1 pseudogene is annotated in these 723 nt (G+C 52.0%); it reads right to left on the bottom strand.

What is annotated here, in order from left to right:
- A pseudogene (locus A3750_RS17170) lies at nucleotides 1-706 on the bottom strand (23S rRNA (uracil(1939)-C(5))-methyltransferase); the annotation flags it as partial.
- Between the last annotated feature and the right edge of the window lie 17 nt (nucleotides 707-723).

Raw genomic sequence — 723 nt, 5'->3', positions numbered from 1 at the left:
AGATGTGAAAACCCTGTGCCTGCCCAAAAGCAACCAGCTTAGCGGTATCGTCCTCGGTAAGCGGCGCCATGTGACGCACCACAAGCGCAGCAGCGTCTTCCCCAAGGGCCACCTCAAACTGAGGTAGCTCTCGATAAACTGAGAGACCTGCAACCAATTCGCGCAAATCTAGCAGGTGATGCCCCACTTTGGGGTTTAGCACCTCACATTGCTGCATATCCGCAAGAAAGCTGTTGCGCTTTTCTCGGAAACCCACCAGCACGGATTCTTTCTTGGCAACATACCGCACGCCAAGTCTTGCCTTACCCCGATATCCGAGGGTTGGCCCAGTCATAGGAGCGATCCACTCTTCGGGCTCAAGCTCCCCAAAATGTTTGAAATGATCTCGAAGGGTCGCTTCTTTAAACTGAATCTGTGCGTCAGTATCCATGTGCTGCAAACTACAACCACCACAAATTTCGGCGGCAGCACAGGGAGGCGTAACACGTTCAGCCGACGCTTCGAGTACCTCTACCGTTTTGAGTTCATCAAACTTGCCGCGCTGCTCAACGTACTGCGCCATGACACGTTCACCTGGCAGAGCCGCATCAATAAACTGTGTTTTACCGTCAAGCTTGGCAATGCCCCGCCCTTCATGACTTAAACCACCAGATATCTCGCACTCAATGGGTTCTTGGGGAAGTTTTTTCCTACGTCGTCTTGCCATATTTTCTTGCCGTAATG

It is taken from the genome of Oleiphilus sp. HI0079 (genome assembly GCF_001635105.1).
Note: the sequence above shows the minus strand (reverse complement) of the source record. Positions and strands in the feature narration are given on the sequence as shown.